Here is a 23,121-nt window from a genome sequence, read left to right on the forward strand (position 1 = left end):
AAAAACTCCTCTTTAAAATTGAATTTAAATAAGGAGGCACTTTTGGTGAGAATGTATATAACTCGCTACGCTGGTGTTAACCAGATCAGCTATTAAGAGTGTTTCTCAACTTCTTTTATCAAAGATAAAAGAGGTACCTCTGTTATTTGATTTTATTATATCATTCACATAAAAAAATCCTACCAATTAACACTGGTAAGATCGATTATTTGCTGCGATAAGCCATGTTCTGTCGGGGTTGGTTATTTATCTAATAAAACGTGAGTTTTATTCTTCTAAACAATTCTAGTTCTTGTTTATTAGTTCCCTTACCAAATTTAGGTTTCTCGCTTGAGGGGTTTACCGCGTTTCATATTGATTCTTTCGAAATCAACTCGTCTCTGTGGCACGTTATGGAAATCCTTGCATGTCGAATTAACAATTTAGCAAGATTTCCGCCGTCACACTAATTCTAATGTGCTAAATTTTATCTTTTATCTATTTACACAAACACTACAAGCATCACAGCTTGTGCGAGCATGGACTTTCCTCTGCTTTAAATAAAACAGCAACCAACTGCAGCATTTAGATTATATAAAAAAATCTTGACAGATAATTCATGTCAAGATTAATTAATATATGTTTTTAATGGCAGGGGTGACAGGAATCGAACCCGCATCGAAGGTTTTGGAGACCATAGTTCTACCATTGAACTACACCCCTATAAAAAGTAAATAATTAGCTAATCTTTACTTTTTTAACAGAATTAGGGTTTTAATTTACTTTCTTTTGGATTGATAACTTAACTTTAATTGTTCTTGGTTTGTCAGAACTTTCTGATTTATCATCAGCTTCAGTTGTATCATCAGCTTCATTAAATAAGTTATCAAAACTCAAAGTGGATTGCGAAGAATACATTGAATTAACAAAATTCAATAGATCGTTTTGTTTTGTTAATTCTTTGTCTTTATGTTGTGATTCACTATCGTGATCTTTTTTACTACTAATTAGATTAATTTTAAATTCTGGTTTGTTGTTCCTCTTAACAATTACTGGTGCATTAGATTTAGTTTTGTGCGCACTTTCTTTTTTTGTTTGACCGATCTGAATAATTGCACGACTGCTGCGATCTTCTTCTTCAGTTAATCAATCGATTCGATCATTAAGCTTATCTAAGGCTAATAATTCATTCTTACGTTGTTTAGTCGATAACTTAATGAAATCATCATCAACCCGCTCAGTAAAAAGATTTGAAGATGAAGTTAACATTAATGGTTGTTCTTCAATTTTATTAGCCCGAGCTAATAAAGCTCGCAGTCTACGATTTTCTCTTCTTAGTTTTCTTCGTTCTTCTCTTAGTTGGGTAATTGCTGATTTTACTTGCTCAACTAATGATGCCGATAATAATGAAGAGTTCTCTACATAATTTACCAACTGTTTAGAGTTTCTAAAATTAGGTAACCGACTTGGTGATTGAATAATTGCTATCTCATTTTTTCTTGCATTAAGCAATTGCTTTTCGTAATTAAGTCTTTGCAATTCCTGATCAAATAATAATTTTTTTGACTCTAATTCGCGGTAACTATTTTCATAACCATCAATATCAATCAACAGATCGCTGATCGATTCTTGATACCAAAGGTTATTATCCTTAACATCAGATTCATCTAGATTTTGTAATGAGATATGTAATCCCACACCAATAAACAATCCCAACATCGGAATCCAACCAATTAAGAAGTAAGATACATAAGCTTTTTTAAATAATGAATAATAAGATAAGGTTTTTTCGGTTAATATCCCTTTCAAACTTTTGTTATGCATTTTAACAAAGCTATACAAAATAATACTAATCAGATAACTGATTATGGTAAATATGATTGTTAAAAATAAATTAACTGACACATAAGTTGATTCTGATCGCTGAAAACTAAACTTATTTAAATAAAAGAATACAATCGCTAAAACAAATGTAATTAAAAAAACTAGGTTTAATCAGATCGCAATAAAGTTGTAAGTCTTTGTAGATTGAACTAGTTTTTCAAAATGTTTGTTCTTATTGCGGTTAAGATCTAAAGTTTTCAGATCGTGTTCATCATAATTAATGTTCTTTTTGATCCGGTTGGTTCTTGTGTCAAAGCCAAAATCATTTTGTTCACCATCATCAAAAGGGTTATCTTTACCATTCTGAAAAAGCGGATCAACAAAACTGTTATCATCATATTCAAACATTTCTTTTTGATATGGTGTCATCTGTATCTTTATTTAGAATACCGTAAGTAACTATACTTATTTATATTATTATATCTTATTTTAAATTCTATTCACCAGCCCCAAATAACTCCAAGCTAAATACTAAGTGATTTATCTCTTCTTTTAGTTTAAACATTGGATTGTTTGGGTTTGAGACCTCAAGAATTGGATAAGGCACTAAAACTTGATAACTAAATGCAGTTAAGAACGTTTCATAAGATAAATTAATTGGCACGGTTTTAGAAATTGCTCCAAATCTAACTTGTGTTCTTAGGTTTAATGGAACTCTATCTGAAATCGTGCTCATTGACCAGTTGGTGCGAATAATTAATTTTGGATCTACACCTTTAACTTGAATGTAACCATCAAGTTGTCTTAATGACTGTGGAAGTAATGAAGTTTCTAAAGTTTTCGTATCACGATCCACACCTTTAATGCGCGATCTACGATCTGTAATTCTTAAGATCTGATCGCGGATTCTGCGTTTAACTTGCTCACTCATCTGATCATAAAGGTTAGTGATCGATTGGTTCGCATTATACGTAAATAATGCGACGTTTTCATATGGATTGTATTCTTGTAAGATCAGATTAGTTTTAGTTCCATCATCACCAGGTAAAACAATTCTTGTTTTTGTTTTATACTTGCGATTAAGCGAAAAATTTAAGGTCTGATCAATTACACCATAGATCGATTGATAGATCTTTTTAGATAAATCACTAAACGGAATTGAAGGAGCTTGATAAGAATATTGCGGGAAACGCAACACTGAGTTGTGATAAATGTCGCTAAAATCTTTTTCCTCATCAACATTGTATAGTTGATAAGCTATCTGAGTTTGATTAGTGTTCGAAGGTAAGATTTTAAAATACGGTAAGATATCAACATTATCCCCGGATCATTTAAAATAACCAGTTCCATTAATTGTTGCAATTGATCTGTGAGGGTTTGTATTGTTAGTACCGCTGAAGATTTCATTAGCAAGATCTCTAATTGTGCGGTTATTATCAGATATCCCTTTTAAGATTCGGTTTTTTCAAATATCATCAAATAAGTTTGAAAAGTGGTTTCATGCAGGATCACCAGCCCATTGGAACGATAAGATTCCAGCAGTTTTTAACAGACTACTATATCCTTCATTAATCGCTTGTTGATATCCCTTTTCTTTTAATTCAGCATATCTTTGATCATCAACAATATATTTGATAAAATCAATAATCTTAATATTAGGCAAGAAATCAAATAAAGCACCTAATAATCCATAAGGAATATCTAGTCCTTGGATATCGAATTTAAAACCTAAATCTAATCTTTCAACTTTCAGAGATGTTGGCGATTGAGTTAAGATTAGATTATCAAAATTTTCAGGGTTATATAGACCAAACTTAATCCGGTTAACATTACCTGGATCTAGCACTCTTACGATTCAATTAAATAGATTAACTATTTTAGTTTTTAAACTATCACGCGATAATACTTCTGGGTTTCTTAAAAAGATTAGATCTAATGCAGTTCGAATGAACGGATCTAAACTTCGAACGTTAATTCCAATTATTTGCAACAATGAAAATAAGAAATTAAAGTTGTTTGCACTAAACAACGTAATCAGATCGTCAAAATAATTCGTTGATTGAGTTAATAAGTTTACAATCGTTTGACGGTTTTGAATAAACAAGAAGTTAAATAACGGCGTAAAACCACTTCATGTTTGGCCATCAGCACCATTACTTGTGGTTATTGTATCAAAACTACTGTTAGTAATATTTAATAATTGATCATAAATATCATTTAATAATCGTTTTGATTCAAAGATCGTATTAATTAGGTAAGTGTTAAACTCAGGAATCGGAATTAGATTACCAGCATCATCTAAATAACCTAAAAGTCTTTGGATGATATCAAAGTACTTAACTTTTGTGGGGAAATTAGTAATGATCTTTCTTAAGATCGGCATTGACTCATACAATCTTTGATAAAAATCAAAAGCAGAATGTACATCTTTAGTTAATGAGTCAATAATATTATTATAAGCTGATATGTCAAAGAAATAGGTATTAAGAATTAACTTAAAAGCATCAATGTTGTCATACAAAACTTCATAAACGTTCTTGGCGTTTGGAATACTTGTATTTGATGATAATGCGTCAGTAATTAACTTCAAAATTGCATTCTTTTGATCAGCATAATTAATATTTAGTTTAGTAAAGTTGTAACTAAATAATTTCGCAAAAACCGCAGCATTATCAGATAAAACTTGGTACAACTTTTTATTCGTACCATCGTTATCAATTAACCATTTTAAAACGTCATGAATTAGGTTGAATCATTCAATCTGCGAATAGAACTCATTACTAAAGAATGACTTTAAGTTTCTTGAAATCTGTTGCGGAGTTAAATCGCGGTTTAACAATTTGTTTTGGCCCACTAAATCATTAGCTGCTTCATAAGGATTTTTCCCTGGCAACGTCTTCTTTAATAAGATGTTCATTGATGGAACATTGTTATTAAAGATAAAATTATTAAACTGATAACTACTATCATTCATTGATAGTTCTAAATTAGATACACTTCAGTTTAAATAATAACTGTGATAAATATCTTTAGTAACAATTGCATTAAGATAACCAAATCCAGGATTTAGATTTACTGGATCTATAGATCCAATATAGTTGGGATCTTTTAATGGATCGACATTATTAGCAGAACTTTGTGATGTGAATTTTAATGTTAATGTTCCTTTAGGATCAACTTGTTTTTCATATCTTTGATCAAAGTATTTGAAAACAAATGTTTGCGGTTGATCGGTTTCGTTTCTAAAAGCAAAATCAGCTTTTAGATAAACGTGTAATGGATTGTTATCAGATGATTTGGTGATTGAAACATTCGCGGTGCTTAACGGAAAAAATGATTGTTTATTATCATCATAAGTTCTACGCAATAAATAAGCGATATCTGAATACAATCAAGAATAGTTAAATTGGATTTGTTGAGTTAATAATTTTACTAACTTACTATGAATCACGTATGATGCAATTGGTAAGTTGTTAAGTGTAGTTTGATTGCTTAACTCAACACCATTAATCTCGCTTTGTTTATTAACCAGATATGAGTTATAGAATTTAGGTAAACTATTATCTTGAGCAAATGTTGGTAGTGCAGGTTGTAAATTGTTGATTAGCGGATCGTCCTTTTTATCCCTTAGTCTTACGTCATCACCCTTTTTATCGATCTGACTTAAAATTGCAAAAGATAATAATGGACCAGTTATCCCAAATCCTATCAAACTTACACCAATCGTTAAAAAGCGTGAGCGTCTTTTTAAAATTCTAGGATCGGTAATTGCGATCTTTTTTTTCTTAGTTTTAGGTTTTTCTTCGCTTTTTTTACGATTTGAAATTTCACTAGTTATCTCACTAGTTATCCTACTAGTTTTCTTAATTTTTCTATCTTCTAATCAAAGCGGCTGAGTTTGTGTTTTGTCTTCTTCAAACTTATCTAAAACGTCAATTTCTTCAGATAAAAAATCATCTAAATCAATTCCCTTAGTTCTAACAAGCGGATTCTTTAAATTGTCGTTTTTCTTGTTTTTGTTCATATCTTTAGTTGTTTTTTATCAATTAGAATACCTAACGTCGATTATCTGATTATTATAATTTGTTTTTTGTTTAAAACAAACTGATGATTAATCTATATTGAATCTTAAATGATTAAGTTCCAAATTTAAAGATCGTATTTTGTCAGTGTTTTGAGGCTTTATTTGTAAACGTTACATTATTTGGATCACTATCATTAGCAACATCATATGGTACCAATAGATCATAACCCAAAATTCGTTCTTCCATTGATAAGTTAACAGTTATCGGAATTGGAACATTAATAAATGTCACCATTAAACTGAAATCAACTGATAATTTACCTTTTAATTCACCAGTGCTAAACGGGCGAATTGCTTGAGTAAGATAACGAGACGGAATACCGATTGGTTGGATTAAATTATTAAACTTATTTAATAATTTTGAATCAACGATAATCTGATGATTATCTGATACTATTCAGTTGCTTGTTGCATCTTCTTTAGTGATTTCTAAACCTTTGATTGTAGTTAGATCACGAATTACCAACCTTGGATCATAAGCATTTTTAACCACGCGGTATTTTTGGTTTTTGTTATCAAGAATGATATTTTTACTAAAAGTTAATGGTAAGTTATCAATAATTCGAATGGGTTGAGTATCTAAAGTTTCTTTTAATGAATTATAGAACGATCGTGTTAAGTTAAAGATCTTTTTTGATAGATCTTGATAAGGAATTAATGGTCTAGGGTTTTGGTAAGTTTGAACTAGTAATTGCGAATTATTCACTAGGTTTGATAAATCGACTTCTTTTGCAATTCCAAGCAGTTGGTAATTAAAGATCGTTTGATTACCAACCTGATCATAATAAGGTAAAACTTGAATATTATTACCTTTAATTGAAATTCGAATTGATCCGTTAAGATTAATAAAATCTTGTTGATCATTAAAGTTTAATGTACCAAAGATCATTTCAGTAATAAACTGTTTAACATTAACATTACCAATCTGCGCTAAGAAAACTCTTAGGTTACGAATAACTTCACTTTTAAAGTTATTAATTCCATAGATGGTAACACCAGCACCATTGATTTTTTTAGCTTCTTCTACAGCTTGATCAACTGCTGTGTTTAAACTTTTATCCGTGATAAACTGGTTTAAAATTGTTTGAGCATTTAAAAATGGTGGAATCAGATTTATTAGTTTTCTGATCGTCGAATTTTTAATCGCAATATGATTAATATTTAATAAATAACCATAATCCAAGTTAGCAATCTTTAATTCATCGTCAGTTGAAAGCAACTGAATATTATTGCTTTGGTTTGTATTTAATGGAGTTAAAGTGATCTTTGCTAAATTTTGGGGACTGATTAATTCTAGTAGATCACTTACAACAGAAACCACACTTTCAAGACCAATAAGCCCTTTAACTAAATTATTGTTATAAAAGAAGGTGTTAAAAAAGAACTTACTAATTGGGTCAGTGAAATTAAAGGTGATATTAAACGTTTTTAATAGTGCAAAAATTGATTTAAAATCATCAATAAATAACCGAATCAAGATATCGTTAAATGATATTTGGTTATTATTCATTAAGAACGAAAAGATTGCGTCTTTATTTGCAACGATCATATCTTTAATTGGTCCATCTAATGAAGGGATTAAGCTATCGTATGCAAAGTTTAAAATTACTTGTAAAACAGTCGGATCTTTAATAATCGAATCGACAAAGTAAGGTTTTGGAGTTTCTAAGATCTTAGTTACTAATTGAATATAAGGATAGAAAGGACTATCTTCTTTAACTAATTCTTTAATCGTTGGAATAAACTCAACAATCTTATCCCTAAATTCCATTTCGGCCTTAACAGGATCTGATCGATCAATCGAATTAAAGAAGTTATCAATTAATGTTTGATAAGGTGATATATCAACTAACTTAGTTTCGTTTAAAAAGTTGATAATCTGATCTTTATAATCAAGGATAATTCGATAAATCGTTTTAGCTTGAGCGTTTGTTGATGAAGAAGTTAATAAATCAAAGATTAAAGGTCTAAATGCATTGACTTTATCGTTATTAAAAAACTGCTGTAACCCATAAACTACAATCTCACTTAAAGTATCAGCGTTGTCTTGAATAAAGTTTGCTAAATTAAATGGTTGTGTTCGATGATTGATTGCTCACTTACTAAATTGGTAAATATAACCTGCGTATTTTTTAGCCAGATTAAATTTATCTTCGAAGTTACGTCTTAATGAATCTTTGATTACTGATTGGTTAAGACTATTATTTAATAGTTTGTTATTGCCTACAAAGTTAGTAATAGCATCATACTCTGAATAACCAGGTTTAACATGAGTTACGTGAGCATTTAGTGCTGAAGAAGTTGGGTTGAAAACAAAGTCATTTAATGATCAACTTTTACTATAACCACCATCAAGTGATTTTAGATTGAAATAAAGTGTATCAACTGATCAATTTAGTTCATTATTATCATTTAAGAAAACACTAGCTTTCTTTAAAAAGGCTGGGTTTTTATCTGTATATAACGATAATTCTAATGTTGTTTTGGAATTAATAGTAAACTTACGGTCATTGATTCATAAGTCTTTAGGTTGATCAGCGTCGTTTTTAATTAAATAAGCTGCATCAATTGAGATTGATAAGAAATCAGAGCTGTTATAACTACTTACATTTAGTTTGTCTTTAATAAAACTAAACATTTTGTTATTGCGTTCGTATAAACTGATTATATAGCTTGAAACGTCTGATTCAATAATCTGGTTGTTCGAATCATTAACTTTTCTAGCTACTAAACTATTTAATTGCGGTTGAATTGAATGACTAGCTAAATACAAGTTTGCATTATTTTCTAAATTAGCTTTATTGATTAATGCTAATGCAGAATCAGTGCTAGCTACAGCTTTGAATTCAGCTTCATGTGCAATTTGATCGTCTAGTGTTCCAGACCCTTCATTTTGACCAGATCCAGGATTTGGTCTATTGGGTACACTAGGGTTTTCAATCTCTCCTTTTTGGTTTTTCAGTTGTCTTTGATAAAGGGTTACCCCGGTTCCAGCTGCGACTGTACCAATTAAAGACAAGCTAAGACCAAAAGTCAGGATTAGCTTTGTTTTTTTCTTCATTAATAAAACTTCATCAAATTATTAATAGCTTTAATTATACAATAGGCGTTTAAATCTGGCTATTAATCAAAACCCATAAATATATAAATATTTATGGATTTAATCATATTCTAATATTCTTTTTCTAAAGCTTCTTCACCAGCTTTAATGATCTCTTCAGAAGTCATAAATCCAGTACCAGCCGGAATTAAGTTACCTAATATCACGTTTTCTTTCAGACCCACTAAGTAGTCAATTTGGTTTTTTACAGCAGCATCTGTAAGAATCTTCTTAGTGTCTTGGAATGATGCAGCTGATAAGAATGAACCTGTTTTAGCAGGAGCTTCGTCTAGACCAAATACTTGGTTGATTGCTACTGGTGGGCGTTTGTTTGCAATCAGCATGCTGGTCACTTCTTTTCTAAACTTGTTGATATCAACAGTCTGACCAACGAAGTAAGTTGAATCACCAACATCAATAACTTGTAATTTGTTAGTTAGTTGTCTAATTGTTACTTCTACATACTTATCAGCAATCTCAATACCTTGTAGACGGTATACTTTTTGTACTTCTTCTAAGAAGTATTGTCTTACAACTTCAATACCAGCTACACGTAATAAGTGTTTAATGTCGATCGAACCTTCAGTTAACTTAGAACCTGGGAACACCTTGTCTTTTGGATTAACTGTAATTACCGCATCAAACGGAACGCGGTATTCTTCATCCTCAAGTTTAGTTTTAATCTTGATAATTCTAGCAGTTCCATCTGAAGTAACTGATTCGACAACACCTTCATTTTCAGCAATTGTTGCTAATTCTCATTCTTTTGGTGAAACCACATCAAAGATTTGTTTTAATCTTTCAAAACCTTGAGTAATGTTACCTTCGTTCGCAGTACCACCGGTGTGGAACGTTCTCATGGTTAACTGAGTACCAGGTTCGCCAATTGATTGTGCAGCGATCACTCCGATTGCTGTACCGATTTGAACAAGGTCGTTTGTGGTCAAGTCATTACCAAAACATTTTTGACATAACCCTTTAATTGATTGACAGTAAATTGGTGAACGGATTAACGCTTTAGTTACGTTTGCTTTAGCAATCTTATCAGCTAATTCACTTGTTACTAAAGTATCAGCATCAACTAATAATTCACCTGTTTTTTCATCATGAATTGGGCTGATTGTATATCTAGTTACAATTCTTTCACTTAAAGTTTCAACAATACCACCATCTAATGAGTTAGTAATTGTTGATACAACAATACCCTTATTAGTGTTACAATCTGAATCATTAATAATTACTTCTTGTGCAGCATCAACTAGTTTTCTAGTCATATAACCAGATTTAGATGTTTTCATCGCAATATCGGTCATACCTTTACGTGCACCATAAGATGAGTTGAAATATTCATTGATTGTTAAACCTTCAATAAATGAGTGTTTAATTGGAACTTCAATCGTATCACGAATTACTTGAGATTTAATCTTTTGGTCATAGTTATATGACTTAGACATCAATCCTCTCATCCCAAACAACTGAGTAAAGTTTGAGATGTTACCACGAGCACCAGAGTCAGCGATTACCACTATTGAGTTTTCTTTATATTCAGGACGGGTAATAATTTCTTTAATATCTTTAGATACGTTGTCTTTAACATCTGCTCATAGACGAATTACTTTGGTATATCTTTCATCATCAGTTAACAGACCTTTTTGGTACATGTGTTTTAGTTTAGCAATCATCTCATCGGCTTTAGCGATATATTCTTGCTTGTTGTCATATCTTGGAATATCAAATACTGAGATTGTTGTTGATGATAATGTTGAATACTTAAATCCAAATTCTTTAATTTTATCAAGAACTTGTGGTACTTTTTGAAGTGGAAAATTCTTATAAAGAATTTCAATGATCTTAGATAATGTCTTTTTACCAAATGGCTTGTAAATTGAACGCTTAGCTAATTTCTTCTTAAAGTCTTCACCAGGATATACGATATTAGATTCATCTAATTCTAGTAAGTTATCACCATCGTTTAGATAAGGCATTTCTTCAGGCATGATTGAGTTCATGATCGCCTTACCAACAGTTGTGATAATGATCCCTTGCTTGGCAAACGGTTTCTTAGTTAAACATTTAGTTGATAAACCAATTAAGGTGTGAATTGAAACTTGTCCAGCTTCATAAGCTAAAATAACTTGATCAAAGTTTGAGAAGATTAATCCTTCACCTTTTTCGTTACGTTTTTCAGTTGTTAAGTAGTAGTTACCTAACACCATGTCTTGTGTCGGAGTTGCTACAGGCTTACCATCTTTAGGACCTAGAATGTGTCATGAAGCTAACATGATCGCACGTGCTTCAGCAACCGCTTCTTTTGAAATTGGTACGTGAACAGCCATTTGGTCACCGTCGAAGTCGGCGTTAAATGCTGTAGTTACTAATGGGTGTAATCTAATTGCTTTACCATCAACAATCTTAGGTTCAAACGCTTGAATCCCAAGTCTATGCAATGTTGGCGCACGGTTAAGCAATACCGGTCTTTCTTTAATTACTTTATCAACAATATCCCAAATACGTTCAGATTTTTGAGCAATCATCTGTTCAGCAATCTTAATATTTGGTGCAATTGGTTTAATTTCTTGACCATCTTCATTAAAACGCATAATTAATTCGCGAATAATGAAAGGCTTAAATAACTTTAAGATCATTGGAGCTGGAATTCCAACTTCGTACATCTTAAGTTCTGGGCCAATTACAATAACTGAACGACCTGAGTAGTCAACGCGTTTACCTAATAGGTTTTGTCTGAATAAACCTTGTTTACCTTTTAATCGGTCAGTTAATGATTTAAGTGGTCGTTTGTCTTTTGCTGTAATTGGTTTTTTTCTTGATGCATTATCAAACAATGCATCCACAACTTCTTGAAGCATTCTTTTTTCGTTGTTAAGAATAACTGAAGGTGCACGTAGTTCGATAATTTTCTTTAAACGTTCGTTACGAATAATAATTCTTCGGTAAAAATTATTAATATCACTAGTTGTAAAACGAGCCCCATCTAATTGAATGATAGGTCTTGTGTCTGGTGGGGTAACTGGAATTACCTTTAAGATCATATTTGATGCTTTGATTCCAGACTCTTTCAATCACTTAATAGTTTCTAAACGACGCAACGCACGTTTAACTTTTTGATCTTCTTTATTAGTTTTTAGATCTTTAGAATATGAATTTAATTCTTCATTAATTAGGTCATATTCTTTTTGTAAATCAACACCTTCTAATAGTTCTAAAATCGCTTCAGCACCAATTCCTAATCTAATACCAGTGTGAGTTTCGATGAATTTAGCAACTTCATCAATTGAGAAAGGTAGGTGAGATTCTTTTAGTTTGTTGTAGTAATCTGATGCACGCTTATATACGATTGAGTGTTTATCAGTTTGGTGTTTATCTTTAATTTCACGTAAAACTTTACGCAATTTAATTCTGGAAGATTTAGATCCTTTACCAGATAAATCTACTACTTCTTTAAACTTAAATACTGGGTTTTTTGAGTTGCCAGTGTTTAATACTATGTAGTTTACAAAATAAACTACTTCTTCAACTTCTTTATAAGATACATCTAAAACTAAAGAGATCTTTGAAGGTGAAGGTAATTCTTTGGTCATTCAAATGTGAGCTACTGGAACGGCTAGATCAATATGACCCATACGTTCTCTTCTTACGATTGATTCAGTAATCTCAACACCACATTTTTCACAAGTACGACCACGGTGTTTGATCTTTTTGTACTTACCACAAGCACATTCAAAATCTTTTGTTGGCCCAAAAATTGCTTCATCAAATAAACCGTCAGTTTCAGGTTTTAATGATTTATAGTTGATCGTTTCAGGTTTTTTTACTTCCCCATGAGATCATGATCTCATCTCTTCAGCTGAAGCAATTGAGATTTGTAAACCACGAATTCGTTTGTTTTTATTTTTTTTGTTCATCTTATCCATGTTTAATTATGTACTGATTAGAAGTTATCGTCGTTGTAGTCGTCCAAAGTAAATGTATCAAATTCTGCATCGTGGATTTTTGGTTCTAGACTTTCGTCAACTACAGAAATATTATTTATATTTTCAATTGAATCATCATCGTACAACACATTTAATGTCATGCCTAGACCTTGAAGTTCTTTAGTTAATAACTTGAACGATTCAGGAACACCTGGTTCTGGAATACTTAAACCTTTAACAATTGCGTTATAGGTCATGTTACGCCCTCTTACGTCATCAGATTTGATCGTTAAGATCTCTCTTAAGTTGTGCGCAGCACCATACGCTTGTAATGCTCACACTTCCATTTCCCCAAATCTTTGACCCCCATTTTGCGACTTACCACCAAGTGGTTGTTGGGTAATCTTAGAATATGGACCAACAGCACGAGCATGGATCTTGTCATCAACCATGTGGTCAAGTTTTAACATGTACATGATTCCCACTGAAATTGGTTTTTCAAATGGTTCACCAGTTCTACCATCGATCAATTTAAACTTACCTTCAGTCTTATCTGGATCAATTCCAGCTTCTGACATGATTGATTTTAGATCATCCATATTTACACCTTCAAATACTGGTGTAGCAATCTTGAATGCTAAATCATCATAAGTTAAACCTAGTTGTTTTAATACGATGTCAATATGAATTGTACGAACGAGGTTCTTAGCTTGGTTTAAATTAGTTACACCGATTGATTTCATATGTTGAACTAGGTTCTTAATTAAACTATCGGTTTTAGATTTATCTAAACCAAAGATTGTATTTAATTCAGCTGCTAATTTATCATCAAAGCAAGCTTCAATTAATCGTTTATTAGCTAGTTCTCTAGCAGCATAACCTAGGTGCAACTCAAAGATTTGACCGATGTTCATACGGCTAGGTACCCCTAATGGGTTTAATAAAATGTCTAGAGGTGTACCATCTTCAAGGTGAGGCATATCTTCTTGAGCAACAATTTTAGAAATAATTCCTTTGTTACCGTGGCGACCAGCTACCTTATCACCAATTTGAATCTTACGTTTTTGAACAACATAAACTTTCACAAGTTCTAAAACGTCATCTTCAAGTTCGTCACCATTAGCAATGCTAAAGCGCTTAATACCCGCAACAATACCATCACCACCATTAGGTACTTTTAATGATGATTCACGTACTCCTTTAACCTTATCACCTAAGATTGCTTGGATTAATTTTTCTTCTGGACTTAATTCAACTTGACCTTTAGGAGAGGTTTTACCAACTAGGATATCACCTTCTTTAACTTCAGCACCAACCATGATCACACCTTCTTCATCAAGGTATCGCTTAGCTGATTCAGAAATGTTTGGAATATCTCTAGTAATCTCTTCGTCACCGTTTTTTGTTCTTAAACATTCGATTGTGTATTCATCGATATGAATTGATGAGTAAACATCTTCTTTAAATAAACGGTCAGAAATAATCACCGCATCCTCGTAGTTATAACCACTTCAAGTAGTAAATCCTACTAAAACGTTTTGACCTAATGCGATCTCACCATTTTTCATTGATGGACCGTCAGCTAAAGCTTGGTTAGCATCAACTTTATCCCCAACAGCTACGATTGGTGATTGGTTATAACAAGTGTTTTTATTTGATTTAACAAACTTTAATAGATTGTAATCAGTTTTCTTGTTATCTTCATCTTTAATCGTAATCTTGCTTGCATCAACATAGGTTACAGTTCCAGGTTTTTTAGCTGTTACTAACATACCTGAATCTTGAGCAATCTTATATTCAACACCAGTACCTACTAATGGTGAATATGGTTTTAATAATGGAGTCGCTTGACGCTGCATGTTTGCACCCATCAAAGCACGAGAAGAGTCGTCGTTTTCTAAAAACGGAATTAATGAAGCAGCTACTGAAACAACTTGTTTTGGTGATACGTCAATATAGTCAACTTGTTTTGGATCATATAGATCTTGAGATGAACGATATCTCGCAATAATCTTTTCATTTTGAATCGTTCCATCTTTAGCAACATTCATGTATGATGAAGCTTCAGCAATAATATATTCGTCTTCTCTTAACGCTGTTAAGTGTTCGACTTTATCTGTAATCTTACCGTTTTCAACCTTTAGATAAGGAGTCATTAAGAAACCATTCTTATCAATTGTTGCATAAAACGCTAATGACATAATCAGACCGATGTTCATACCTTCAGGAGTTTCAATCGGACAGATTCTTCCATAGTGAGAATAGTGAACGTCACGAATATCCAGGTTAGGGTCTTCACGTGAAATACCACCAGGACCCATCGCTGAAATTCTTCTCTTATTAGTTAATTCTGATAATGGATTTTGTTGATCCAAGAATTGAGTTAATTGGTGTGTGTTAAAGAAATCTTTAATCACAATTTGGAATGGTTTAGGGTTGATTACTGACTTAACAGTTAAATCACTACTCTTAGCAGAAACATCACTGCCATCTGAATCATCACTTTCTTGATCAGCTAACTTATTATTACCATCAGCAGTTTGCAACTTGTCTTTGATGTATTTTTCAATACGCATCATTCCAGTTTGCACTTTTGATTTTAATAACTCATTGATTAGTTTTAAACGCTTATTTCCTAAGTGGTCAATATCATCATACAAACCAATATTGTGAGGTAAGTTAACGATATATGAAACGATAGAAATTAAATCAGCTAATGTTAACGTTTCAATAGTTTCATTTGAACCATCAATACCAATAATCTGAGTAGTTTCATTTCTTAGATCGTTGTTAACATAGATTTGAACTTCTTCATAACTATTTACGTCTGTAAATCTTGTATTTAATTCAGGGTTAACAAAGTCAATGTGCTTGATAATATCTAAACGTTTTTCTTTAGATAAACGTTTAAATAAGTCAAGTTGCTCTTTAAGCATTAATGTACCTTGCTTAATTACAACTTTACCATCAACGTCTTTAACGTCCTGTGCAAGCGTTCTTTGGTATAAACGTTCTGAAACTCTTAGTTTACGAACAAATTTGTGACGACCTGCTGATGATAGATCATAACGTTTCTTTTGGAAGAAGTGTTGTAATAAGATTGATTGATAAGAAATCTCTTCTTTTTGCGTAACGTTATCAAGACTTCTAGTTGAAATAGATAGTTCTTGAATCACGTGCTTAGCAGCTTTTTCACAGATTAGTTTTCTTAAAACTACACCAATGTGAGTGTTTAATGATTCAATCTTAGTCGGGTTTGGGTTAGATGAACTCAATAGTTCTTGTTTTTCTTGGTTAAGTTTGTATCAGTCTAAAACTAAATTTTTTCACTTTTGATCGATCGGTAATGATTTAACTTTACTGATGCGATCTGATTCAATATCACGAATCAATTGTGCGATATCAGGTTCATTTAAAATTTGTTTTTCGTTATAAAACTCAGATTCTAATGATCTTAAAATGTAATCATTATTATTAAAGATCTCTTTAATCTTAATTTCACTTAAACCAAAGGCTTTTAATAATGTTGTAATTGAAAATACCTTAGCACTTTCACCACCAACATCACGAACTACTGCTTGAACGAAATCTTTGTTTTCAGCAATGTAAAACAACATTAATGTTCCTTTAGAAGGGAATACTTCACAGATATAACCTTCTTGGTTACGCTTTCTTGAGTTAGATAGTTTTACTTGTGATTTATTTAATATGTAAGCACCTGGAGATCTTACAATCTGAGCAACAACAAATTTTTCGATCCCATTAACGATGAATGCTCCGTTTTCAGTCATCAATGGAATATCAGCAAAATAAATACCTTCAGCTTTAGATTTAGCTGATTTTCTACTAATTTTCTTTACTGTACCAGTTTGGTGGTTAACAAGAGATAAATTAACATATAAGCTAGCATCATATGTTTTTGATTCTGCACTAGCTTCTTCTTTTGTTCTTTGAGGATCTAGAATTTTCATTCCGTGGAATTCCACAGAATATTTCCCGTTTGGCGATTTGATTGGGAAATATGATCCAATGATTTCTTCTAATTCTTTTTCAAGAAACTGCTTGTAAGCGTTCACTTGAATCCCTGGTAAATTTAAAGGGTTATATTTGTTATGAACTTTTGAATAGTCTCTTCTAACTACTTTTGGTGAATATTGAGTATTATGAAATGGTGAGTTTTTTTTCACGAATGAACTCCAATTTAAACGTTTAGATCATCTAAAAATACGATATCTACATTAGATAACCTAAAGCATTTTAATATATTAACATAAAATAATAAAATAAAAATAAAAGTTTGTAAAATTATTTTTATTGAAAAGGTGTTGATATGCAAAATCAAATTGATTTATCTAAGATTGAAAGTATTGAATTAGTTAGACCAAACGCTAAACACAAAATGGTTTTTTTGCACGGGTTTGGTTCGAATTTTAAAGTTAAGAAAAAACTTTGAGAATACTATGATAATTGTAGTTTTTATGCGTTAAATTTACCTGCTCATGGTAACAGTAAAATTCAAGATCCTAATCAGTTATCAATTGATTTTTATGCTCAAATTATTAAGGCATATTTTGAAAAACATAATTTAAATGATGTAATTCTTTTGGGTCATTCAATGGGTGGCGGATTGGCTGCAATTATGAACTCAATGATTCCTGAACGAATCAAGTTAAGCATTCTTGAAGCTCCTGCTAATGGATCAATTTTAAGTAATATCGGAAATATTTCAAAACTAATACCAAACAGTCCTGAAGAGATGAAGCAACTTTATTATGTGCTTTATTACGATCCTGTTAAAGAATTCCATGGTAAATTAGATGAAATGGCGATTGCTGAATACAATCAGGATAAGGATTACATGAAGAGTTTAGAACCATTATTATCAATTGGCGTTCTAGAAGAAATGAGTGCATTAAGTGATATTGGTTATCGCAGTGTAACTAAACCCATGCTAGTAATTTTTGGTCGTGAAGATAAGATTGTGATTCCGACAGACTCAGTTGAACACATCAAAAAATTAAACCAAAATATTCAATTTGAGTTTATTGAAAATTCTGGTCATTTACCATACTATGAACATCCAAAAGAATTCTATGAAATAATGTCTAAATTTATCAAGAATATTGATCCAACTTTTGAAAAGTAAAATATTAAAAATCAACGGCAAAAACTAACAAAATGATACCATTTGCGAGCAGAAAAAATGCACCATTTAAAATGATTGATTTGTTCTCTGGAATAGGTGGAACAAGATTAGGGTTTCATCTAACAGGAAAGGTTGCTTCTATTTTCTCTAGTGAAATTGATAATTTTGCTTGCAAAACCTATAAGGTAAATTTTGGAGAAGTTCCTTTTGGCGACATAACTAAAATAAAATCATCTAGTATTCCTGATCACGATATATTAGTGGCAGGTTTTGCTTGTCAGGCATTTAGTCAAGCTGGTAAAGGTTAGGTTTTAAAGATATTCGTGGAACATTATTTTTTGAAGTGGCAAGAATCCTAAAAGATAAAAGACATAAGACCTTTTTATTAGAGAATGTAAGAAACTTAATATCACACAATAAGGGGCAAACCTTTGAAATCATTATCAATACATTAGAAAGGCTTGATTATCATGTTGAATACAAACTTTTAAAGGCTCGCGATTTTAATGTACCACAAAACCAGAAAGAATATATATTGTTGGTTTTAACAAGAAACAGATAACAAATTATCTAGATTTTAAGATGCCAACACCACCTTGTAACAAAACATCTCTGGGCAAGATCTTAGAATCGAATGTCAGCGACAAATATACGATCTCTGACACATTATGGAAAGGTCATCAAAACGCAAGATCCAACACAAAAAGAACGGTAACGGTTTTGGTTATTCGCTATTCAATAGTAATAGTGAATACACTAATACAATATCTGCTCGATACTACAAGGATGGTAGTGAAATCCTAATTGAACAACAAAATAAGAATCCTGGAAAAATTACTCCAAGAGAAGCAGCGCGATTACAAGGCTTCCCCGAAAACTACATTATTCCTGTTAGCGACACACAAGCATACAAGCAGTTTGGTAACTAGGTGTGCGTTCAGTAATACAAGCAATTGCTAATCAAATCATTAAAGTATTGGAAACTAAAAAGAAGCAGTAATCCTGTTTCTTTATTTTTTCAAAAAGTTGTTTGGTTAAAAAAAAGATTTCTTATTTTTGATAAGAAATCATTTTGGCTAAATCATCAGCTTCTTTTTTGCTTGATAAGATTTTGATCGTTTCGATTGCAAAATCCATTGCGTGTCCGGTTGCTCGAGCAGTAATAATGTTATCAGATAATAACACATTTGTTTTTGAATCGAAGTTAGATCCGATTGCTTCCTTGTGCTCTTTATTAGCTACTACTTTTTTGCCTTCTAAAAGCCCAAGATTCTTAAGAATTACTGGCGATTCGTTAATAGCTAAGATAAATCGTGGAGTTGTTTGATCTTTTTCATTAAATTTACTTAAATAGTGGGTAAGTTTTTGATCATCACCAAAACGTTTTGATCCTTGTCCGCCAGGTAAGTAAATTGCGTTATATTGCATCAGATTTGACTTATCAATTGTTAAACCGCATTTGATCGAAGTTCCTTGTGCTAAAGTAACACTGTTCTTCTTTTCGATTGAGATATAGTCAACAATGAACCTAGCTCTTCTTCATAAATCCGTAGGAATTATTAACTCTAAATCATCAACTCCAGTGGCAACAATTGCAGCTATTCTTATTTGTCGTTTAATATTCTTTTTCATTTGTCATCACCATCACTAGAGCTTTTATACGGTAAAAATATCAGCTCTATCTCACATAAAAGTGATTTAATTTTAACATTTATAAAAAGATAATTATATATTTTAATATCTAAATATTTTAAAATCTTACCATGTATACTTTCAAAAGATATCTTAGCAAGTTTAAAGGTGCAATAATCAAACAATTTAAGGCTGCGAACACTAAGAATTTAATAAAAATTAAATACCCCATTTTTGCTGGAATAGGTTTTCTTATTTTGTTGATTGTTTTTGTTTTAAGAGATTACTTCTTAAAGCTTGGTATAGGTCATAGTTCTTCGACTGGTTTTATTACGATTAATGTAATTACCAACAGCGGCGTTGGTTTTTCATTATTTAATCAAAATCCTGTAGCACCATACATGTTGCAGATCCTACTTACTTTAATATTTCTAGTCACCTTTATTTTTACAAAAAATAAAGCATTAATTGTTTTATTACCATTAATTGCATTTGGCGGTTTATCAAATGTAATTGATCGTTCGATTCCAATAATGCTAAAGGATGGAAATATCGAACATAATTCAGTTTTAGACTATTTTCAATTCTTTAGATCATCAGCAATTTTCAATTTTGCTGATGTCTGCATTGTTTCAGGTTTTGTTTTAATTTTCTTAACTTTTGTTATTGATATCTTTTTAGATTTCAAAAACAAAAATAATAAGAAAACATCTACCAATAAACAAATACACGGTTGAAAAAATATAACTTTAGAAGAGCGCAATAAGTGGAGTGCTTGAGCTGATCACAAATGCGTTTTTTGCAATCATGAAATGTTGATTAATAATAGTCAAGTTATTTGTTCAAATGAAGAGTGTTTATACATTGATTTAATTAATGATGCTAAACCAATATCTGTTGAAAATGAAGAAAACTGTATAATTTGCAATAACGAAATGATTAAAAAGGTAAATGATAAGCAATTCAGCTTTTTAGCTTGTTCACGTTTTAACGAAAAATGTTATTACACTAAAAGCTGTAAACAAGTAGAGAACAATGCCTAAGCACACTTTTGTCAATCAAGATAGCGAAAAAATTCGTTTAGATATCTTTTTAACCTATAACCTGAATTTGTCGCGTAATAAGACATCATTTTTGATTCTTCATGATTTAGTAAAAGTTAATAAAAAAACGGTAAATAAAAACAATTTTGTATTAAAAATTGGTGATGTTGTTGATATAGAATATGAGGAAAGTATTTTTAACAAAGTTAACAACGAAATATTACCTTTTAATAAAAAGTTAGATATCGTTTATGAAGATAATGATTTAATTATCGTTAACAAACCTACTAACATGCTGTCTCATCCAACAACACACAATGAACCAGACACATTACTTAACTGTTTGATGTATCATAACAATAAACAAAAAGTTTACTTAGCTCACCGTTTGGATAAAGATACTACTGGGTTAATCGTAGCTACAAAAAATTTTAAAGCGCTTGAAAAAATTCAAGAGCAGATTTCTAAAAGAACGATGAAGCGTTATTATTTAGCTATCGTTCATTATCCTTTTAACGAATTAAGAGCTGTAATTGATGCACCAATTGGTTATCTTAAAGATCATGACTTAAAATTCGGGGTAGAAAATACTAAAAACCCTAAACATGCTATAACTAAGATTTATGTTCTGGATCAAAACAAAAAATATGCTTTGATTAAATGTGAATTATTAACGGGTAGAACACATCAAATTCGTGTACATATGGATTTTATTAAGCATAATATAGTTAATGATCCATTATATGGAATAAAAGGGGAGCAAAGAACTAATTACAAACAATTCTTGCATGCTTATCAGTTGGAATTAACTCATCCAACAACAAATGTTCCGCTGTTTTTTGAAGTCAAGCCTGATGAAGTGTTTATGAATAAACTGTTTGATGTTCATTTAGATTTAAACCAAGAACTAAAAGGATTATTTGAGTAATTGTTATGTTAAGAAAGTATTCTTTATTTATCGATACATGTTTAGACAAGATTAATCTTGCGATTTTTGATAGTGAAAAAGAAGAAGTTTATTACTATACATCAATTGAAATTCACAAAAATTTAGTGGATATTATCGTAAATAAAATTGATGAATTTTTGTTAGATCACAAGATTAAGAAGAAAGCAATTAAGAAACTTTATATAACGATCGGTCCAGGCACATTTAGTGGTGTAAGGGTTGGAACTAACATTGCTAAGACTTGGAAATCGGTTGAACCCGCATTAGAGGTGTACACGATTTCGACTTTGAAAATTCAAGTACCATATGGCGATGGTATTTCGTGTATTGATGCTAAATCAAATAAGCAATATGTGAGCATTTATCGCAGTAATGTTGGAAACATGAAAATTGTTGATGATGAAAATTACGAAAATATGTGTAAGAAAAATACCGATCTTTCATTATTTAAAAACTTCAAAAATGTTGATATTTTTGAAAACTTAATAAGTAATATTAGCAATTTTGAATTAACAGATATAGAAAACATTAAACCTATTTATTTAAAGGATCCACTTTAGTATTTTTAAACAATATTAATTTAGATTCGAAAATTAATCTTAATAACTTTTAAAATAAAAAATCGGTATTTTTACCGATTTTTTTAATCATTTTTGTTTTTATTTACCACTAGAACCAAACGCTTTATCAAGACGAGGAGTGTTTTTATTTATCTGGTCAGGAGCTACCTTATTTAATCTAATATTCGCATCTATTGTCCTACTATCAATAATCATAACACTTGCTATACGATCACCTTCTGAAAAACTTACAGACGATTTACTAGCATTGGTAATTATTAAAAAGGCGTGACCTCGATAATTACTATCGATTATTGTGTTTGCTAGTATAATGCCTTTTTTAGCTATTGAGCTGCGAACCATAAACTGTGCATGAATATTATGAGGTAATTCAAATATGATGCCTGTATCAATAACTTTAGTTTCAAGAGGTTCTATTGTAAAACTCTCGGGCAAGTGTATGTCGTATCCACCGTCACCATCGTAAGCTTTAGATAATGTGTAATTTTTGCCACCTTCTATGCTATATTTAATATTTATCATTCGATTTTTCCTAAATCTAAGTTTCTATAAAATAGATTTTATATCAATTAAGGACTAACAGAAACTTATTATTCATAAAATGTATTCTGCTGATGTTAGAGATCGATTTTTAAATAAAACTAAATATAATAGCAAAACAAATGTAAGGCTTTAAAAAAATAAAAAATGTTTTGAGGCACCGAATTCAATTTTGTGTAAAACAATTAATTAACTCAAAAAAGAAAGGTTAATATAATTTTATAAACGGTAAACAAAAATGAATTCAAAAGACGAACAAATGAAACAGATTCAAAAATTAATCGTTGAATTTGTAAAACAATTTGGTCCTA

12 protein-coding genes, 1 tRNA gene, 1 other RNA gene, 2 pseudogenes and 1 riboswitch are annotated in these 23,121 nt (G+C 31.1%); of the genes and pseudogenes, 7 read left to right on the forward strand and 9 right to left on the reverse strand.

The window, feature by feature from the left end:
• Nucleotides 1–45 precede the first annotated feature (45 nt).
• Nucleotides 46–151, reverse strand: a riboswitch (TPP riboswitch).
• Between the two features lie 62 nt (nucleotides 152–213).
• The 7 genes from rnpB to rpoB form a co-directional block, all read right to left on the reverse strand.
• Nucleotides 214–563, reverse strand: an RNA gene (gene rnpB / locus P690_RS04255) — RNase P RNA component class B.
• A gap of 65 nt (nucleotides 564–628) precedes the next feature.
• Nucleotides 629–702: transfer RNA gene (locus P690_RS0102055), tRNA-Trp, on the reverse strand.
• A 51-nt stretch (nucleotides 703–753) separates the two neighbouring features.
• A complete protein-coding gene (locus P690_RS03975; RefSeq protein ID WP_051420961.1) occupies nucleotides 754–2,232 on the reverse strand; it encodes a hypothetical protein in 1,479 nt (492 codons plus the stop codon).
• A 67-nt stretch (nucleotides 2,233–2,299) separates the two neighbouring features.
• Nucleotides 2,300–5,827: a P116 family lipid acquisition surface protein gene (locus P690_RS0102065; protein WP_027122134.1), complete on the reverse strand. Its 3,528-nt coding sequence runs from the start codon at nucleotides 5,825–5,827 to the stop codon at nucleotides 2,300–2,302.
• Between the two features lie 112 nt (nucleotides 5,828–5,939).
• Nucleotides 5,940–8,948 carry a P116 family lipid acquisition surface protein gene (locus tag P690_RS0102070; protein WP_027122135.1) on the reverse strand — a complete coding sequence of 1,003 codons (3,009 nt, stop codon included), beginning with the start codon at nucleotides 8,946–8,948 and terminating at the stop codon, nucleotides 5,940–5,942.
• 110 nt (nucleotides 8,949–9,058) lie between these two features.
• Nucleotides 9,059–12,919, reverse strand: coding sequence for a DNA-directed RNA polymerase subunit beta' (gene rpoC, locus P690_RS0102075; RefSeq protein WP_027122136.1), 3,861 nt, complete (start codon nucleotides 12,917–12,919; stop codon nucleotides 9,059–9,061).
• 17 nt (nucleotides 12,920–12,936) lie between these two features.
• Nucleotides 12,937–17,106, reverse strand: a complete 4,170-nt coding sequence (rpoB, locus tag P690_RS0102080; RefSeq protein WP_027122137.1) for a DNA-directed RNA polymerase subunit beta — start codon at nucleotides 17,104–17,106, stop codon at nucleotides 12,937–12,939.
• 143 nt (nucleotides 17,107–17,249) lie between these two features.
• Between rpoB and P690_RS0102085 the strand changes: the two genes are divergently transcribed.
• From P690_RS0102085 to dcm (P690_RS04650), 3 genes and pseudogenes are all read left to right on the forward strand, one after another.
• Nucleotides 17,250–18,065, forward strand: a complete 816-nt coding sequence (locus P690_RS0102085) for an alpha/beta fold hydrolase (protein WP_027122138.1) — start codon at nucleotides 17,250–17,252, stop codon at nucleotides 18,063–18,065.
• A gap of 32 nt (nucleotides 18,066–18,097) precedes the next feature.
• Entirely contained in the window at nucleotides 18,098–18,373 is a 276-nt protein-coding gene (gene dcm / locus P690_RS04620) for a DNA (cytosine-5-)-methyltransferase (protein ID WP_027122139.1), read from the forward strand.
• 35 nt (nucleotides 18,374–18,408) lie between these two features.
• Nucleotides 18,409–18,994: pseudogene (gene dcm / locus P690_RS04650) on the forward strand (DNA (cytosine-5-)-methyltransferase).
• 121 nt (nucleotides 18,995–19,115) lie between these two features.
• Here the strand turns inward: dcm (P690_RS04650) and P690_RS0102100 are convergent.
• A complete protein-coding gene (locus P690_RS0102100) occupies nucleotides 19,116–19,697 on the reverse strand; it encodes a DJ-1/PfpI family protein (protein WP_027122141.1) in 582 nt (193 codons plus the stop codon).
• Nucleotides 19,698–19,828: 131 nt separating this feature from the next.
• Between P690_RS0102100 and P690_RS0102105 the strand changes: the two genes are divergently transcribed.
• From P690_RS0102105 to tsaB, 3 genes are read left to right on the forward strand one after another with little or no spacing between them, the layout of a single operon-like run.
• Entirely contained in the window at nucleotides 19,829–20,740 is a 912-nt protein-coding gene (locus P690_RS0102105; protein ID WP_027122142.1) for a signal peptidase II, read from the forward strand.
• The gene (locus P690_RS0102110) at nucleotides 20,733–21,668 is read left to right on the forward strand and encodes an RluA family pseudouridine synthase (protein WP_027122143.1); all 936 of its coding nucleotides are present in this window, start codon (nucleotides 20,733–20,735) and stop codon (nucleotides 21,666–21,668) included. The genes P690_RS0102105 and P690_RS0102110 overlap by 8 nt, the downstream gene beginning before the upstream one ends.
• 5 nt (nucleotides 21,669–21,673) lie before the next feature.
• The gene (gene tsaB / locus P690_RS0102115) at nucleotides 21,674–22,249 is read left to right on the forward strand and encodes a tRNA (adenosine(37)-N6)-threonylcarbamoyltransferase complex dimerization subunit type 1 TsaB (RefSeq protein WP_027122144.1); all 576 of its coding nucleotides are present in this window, start codon (nucleotides 21,674–21,676) and stop codon (nucleotides 22,247–22,249) included.
• A 99-nt stretch (nucleotides 22,250–22,348) separates the two neighbouring features.
• Here tsaB and P690_RS0102120 read toward each other — a convergent pair whose 3' ends face one another.
• Complete coding sequence (locus P690_RS0102120) at nucleotides 22,349–22,792, reverse strand: dUTP diphosphatase (RefSeq protein ID WP_027122145.1); 444 nt, start codon at nucleotides 22,790–22,792, stop codon at nucleotides 22,349–22,351.
• 256 nt (nucleotides 22,793–23,048) lie between these two features.
• On the opposite strand from P690_RS0102120, the pseudogene P690_RS04260 reads away from it, so the two are divergent.
• A pseudogene (locus P690_RS04260) lies at nucleotides 23,049–23,121 on the forward strand (transposase); the annotation flags it as partial.

It is taken from the genome of Mycoplasma imitans ATCC 51306 (assembly GCF_000518305.1).
Lineage (GTDB): Bacteria > Bacillota_I > Bacilli_A > Mycoplasmatales > Mycoplasmoidaceae > Mycoplasmoides > Mycoplasmoides imitans.